Genomic DNA, 3,494 nt, shown 5'->3' on the forward strand with positions numbered 1-3,494 from the left:
CGCGGGCGCTGGTCAGCGAGGCGGTGCGGGGGGCCGGGGCGGTTCTGGTGGACGAGACCGGCGCGCGCTTTACCGACGAGCTTGCACCGCGCGACGTGGTGGCGCGGGCGATCCAGGCGCATCTGACGGCCGGCCATCAGGTGCTGCTGGATGCTCGGGCGGCGACGCATGGGGCGTTTGCGCGGCATTTTCCGGGTATCGCGCGGGCCTGCGCGGCGCGGGGGCTGGACCCCGATCGTCAGCCTCTGCCGGTGCGGCCGGCGGTACATTACCATATGGGCGGGATTGAGACCGATCTGAACGGGCGCAGCACGGTGCCCGGCCTGTGGGCGTGCGGCGAGGCGGCATCGACCGGGTTGCATGGCGCCAACCGGCTGGCCAGCAATTCGCTGCTGGAAGCCTTTGTCTGCGCGGGGTTCGTGGCGCGGGATCTCGATGCCGTGTCGTTGCCCGCGCCCGGTCCGGTCGGTGAACCGGTGCCGGATGAAGGGGACGGGGTGGGGCTGGCCGACATGCATGCCTGCCTTGGCCGCGCCGCCGGTATTCTGCGCGATGAGGCCGGGCTGGCGCGTGCCGCGCGGGCGCTGGCGCCCCATCTGGCCACCGACGATCGTGCGCTGGTGGGCGCGATCGTGTGTCTGGCGGCGCTGGAGCGGCGGGAAAGCCGGGGTGGCCATTATCGCACCGATTATCCGCTGACCGCCGCGACGGCCGTACATTCGCGCCTGACGCTGGCGCGGACGTTGACCATGCTGGATGCGCTGTCGTCCGGTGTGCCTGTTTCCACCCCTGCCGATGGATTGACCGTGCCATGACCCCTTTGCCCGACCTGATGCTGGAACCGCTGGTGCGTGCGGGATTGCTGGAAGATCTCGGCTGCGGTGGTGACCTGACCACCGATGCGCTGGCCCTGCCCGGCCAGATGCTGCGCACCGCGCTGGTGGCGCGCCAGCCCGGCGTGGTGGCGGGGCTGGCGATGGCCCGGCTGGCCTTTACGCTGATGGACTCAACGGTGCGTTTCGAGATCGAGCGGCCGGATGGCAGCGTGGTGGCGCCGGGCGAGCGGATCGCGCGTGTGACCGGGCCGGCGCCGGCCATTCTGGGCGGCGAGCGGGTGGCGCTGAATTTTCTGTCGCATCTGTGCGGGATTGCCACCGCCACCGCCGGGATCGTGCGGGCCGTCGCGGGCACGAAGGCGCGCGTGTGCTGCACGCGCAAGACGCTGCCGGGGATGCGCGCGATCCAGAAATATGCCGTGCGGGCCGGTGGGGGCGCGAATCATCGTTTCCGCCTGGATGATGCGATCCTGATCAAGGACAATCACATTGCCCTGGCCGGCGGGGATGTGGCGCATGCGCTGGCGGCGGCGCGGGCGCGGGCGGGGCATCTGGTCAGTATCGAACTGGAAGTGGATACGCTCGACCAGTTGGCCCAGGCGCTGCGCGCGGGGGGAGCGGATGCGTTCCTGCTGGACAACATGACGCCCGACCAGTTGCGCGAGGCGGTGGCGATGGTGAATGGGCGGGCCGTGACCGAGGCCTCGGGCGGGATTACGCCCGATAGCGCGCCGGAGATCGCCGCGACGGGGGTGAATATCCTCTCGGTCGGGTGGCTGACCCATACGGTGCGGGCGCTGGATATCGGCCTGGATTATGAGGCGGCCGCCTGAAAATCGGGCTGGTGGCTCGACAGGCCGGCAGATCCCTGTTCATCATAACCGGCAGGGCGCTCTGGTACGCCCGCCTATGATGGAAGCCGCGCGATGTCCCTGCGTCCCGCCGTTTTGTTTGTCTGCACGGGCAATATCTGCCGTTCGCCGCTGGCGGAGGCCGCGTTTCGGGTCGCGGCCGGTCGTTATGGGCTGGAGGTGCTGGTCGATTCGGCCGGGACCGGCGACTGGCATCGGGGTGCTGCGCCCGATCGGCGGGCGCAGGCGGTGGCGCGGCGGCATGGGCTCGATATCGGCGATTATCGCGCGCGGATCGTCGGTCCGGGCGATTACCGGATTTTTACCCATATCGTGGCCCTCGATCCGGGGCATCTGAAGATCCTGCGCGGTCGCAGGCCGATGGATGCGACGGCGGAGCTTTCGCTGCTGCTGGATCATGTGCCGGGGCGTGAGGGGCAGGGCGTGGCCGACCCGTATTACGGGGAGGCGCGGGCGTTCGACGTGACGTGGGACGATGTGCGGCAGGGAGCCGAAGCCCTGGCGCTGAAACTGGCCCGCGCAACGCGGGACTGACCGGCGAGGGAGGCGCGCGATGACGCGAGTGGGGCTGATCGCCTGTCTGGGAGCCATGCTGGCACTGGTGACGCCGAACGCCGGGCGGGCCGCGCCGCCGATCGAGCGGCTGCGCCTGCCGGCGGGGTTTCATGTCTCGGTCTATACCGATCAGGTTCCTTCGGCGCGGGAAATGGCGGTGGGGGCGCGGGGCACGCTGTTCGTCGGCTCGATGACCGGCGGTGTGGTCTATGCGGTGACGGGCGGGCCTGAACGGGCGGCGCGGGTGCGGATCGTGGCGCGCGGGTTGACCATGCCGGTGGGCGTCGCGTTCCGCCATGGTGACCTGTATATTTCCGACGTGCGCGACATCGTGGTGCTGCGCGGGATCGAGGACCATCTGGACGACCCGCCGAAGCCCGAGGTCGCGGTGACGGACCTGCCGTGGCGGATGGGCGACCATGGCTGGAAATTCATCGCCTTCGGGCCGGACGGCAAGCTGTATGTGCCGATCGGGGCGCCATGCAATATCTGCGATGTCGGCCATCGTTTCGGCAAGCTGATGCGGATGAACCCGGATGGGTCCGATCGCGAGGATATTGCCTGGGGACTGCGCAACAGTGTGGGGTTCGACTGGCAGCCGGGCAGCGGGACGCTGTGGTTTACCGATAACGGGCGCGACCTGCTGGGGGATGATATGCCCAGTGACGAGCTGAACCGGCTGGATCGTCCTGGCGAGTCCTTCGGGTATCCGGTGTGCCACCAGGGCGATAGTCTGGACCCGGTTTTCGGGCGGGGGCAGGATTGCCGCGATTTCACCCCGCCGGTGCTGAAGCTGGGCGCGCATGTCGCGGCGCTGGGGATGCGGTTCTATCATGGCGGCATGTTTCCCGAATCCTATCGGGGAGCGGTGCTGATCGCGGAACATGGATCGTGGAACCGCAGCCGGCTGGCGGGCTATCGGGTCATGGCGGTGCGTTTCGGCCCCGAGGGCGGGGTGGCGTCTTACACGCCGCTGCTGGACGGGTTTCAGGCCGATGAGACGCCCTGGGGGCGCCCGGCGGATGTGCAGCCGCTGGCGGATGGCAGCGTGCTGGTGAGCGACGACCTGGCCGGTGCGATCTATCGCGTGACCTATCGCGCACCATAGGGCGCGGTTTGCCTGCCGGCGTCGGGAAACCCGCGGCGCAGGCCAAAGCGATGATGATTTGGGAAAGGGTGGCGCGAGTGACGGGGCTCGAACCCGCGACCTCCGGCGTGACAGGCCGGCGCT

The 3,494-nt window shown here is 69.2% G+C and carries 4 protein-coding genes; all 4 read left to right on the top strand.

Features of this window, described 5'->3' with window-relative positions:
• Positions 1-815 (top strand): FAD-binding protein (locus ABF821_RS20325; protein WP_415531391.1); only part of this gene is annotated, 815 nt, incomplete at its 5' end.
• Positions 812-1,669, top strand: a complete 858-nt coding sequence (nadC, locus tag ABF821_RS20330; protein ID WP_415531392.1) for a carboxylating nicotinate-nucleotide diphosphorylase — start codon at positions 812-814, stop codon at positions 1,667-1,669. The genes ABF821_RS20325 and nadC, both read left to right, overlap by 4 nt.
• Positions 1,670-1,762: 93 nt before the next feature.
• Positions 1,763-2,242: a low molecular weight protein-tyrosine-phosphatase gene (locus ABF821_RS20335; RefSeq protein ID WP_182972364.1), complete on the top strand. Its 480-nt coding sequence runs from the start codon at positions 1,763-1,765 to the stop codon at positions 2,240-2,242.
• A gap of 19 nt (positions 2,243-2,261) precedes the next feature.
• The gene (locus ABF821_RS20340) at positions 2,262-3,371 is read left to right on the top strand and encodes a PQQ-dependent sugar dehydrogenase (RefSeq protein ID WP_415531393.1); all 1,110 of its coding nucleotides are present in this window, start codon (positions 2,262-2,264) and stop codon (positions 3,369-3,371) included.
• Positions 3,372-3,494 lie beyond the last annotated feature (123 nt).

The organism is Gluconacetobacter sp. (assembly GCF_047721585.1).
GTDB lineage: Bacteria > Pseudomonadota > Alphaproteobacteria > Acetobacterales > Acetobacteraceae > Gluconacetobacter > Gluconacetobacter dulcium.

What these genes read in the sequence shown, in the direction of transcription:
- ABF821_RS20335 (WP_182972364.1), top strand. Translation starts at nt 1,763, where the DNA reads ATGTCCCTGCGTCCCGCCGTTTTGTTTGTCTGCACGGGCAATATCTGC.
- ABF821_RS20340 (WP_415531393.1), top strand. Translation starts at nt 2,262, where the DNA reads ATGACGCGAGTGGGGCTGATCGCCTGTCTGGGAGCCATGCTGGCACTG.
- nadC (WP_415531392.1), top strand. Translation starts at nt 812, where the DNA reads ATGACCCCTTTGCCCGACCTGATGCTGGAACCGCTGGTGCGTGCGGGA.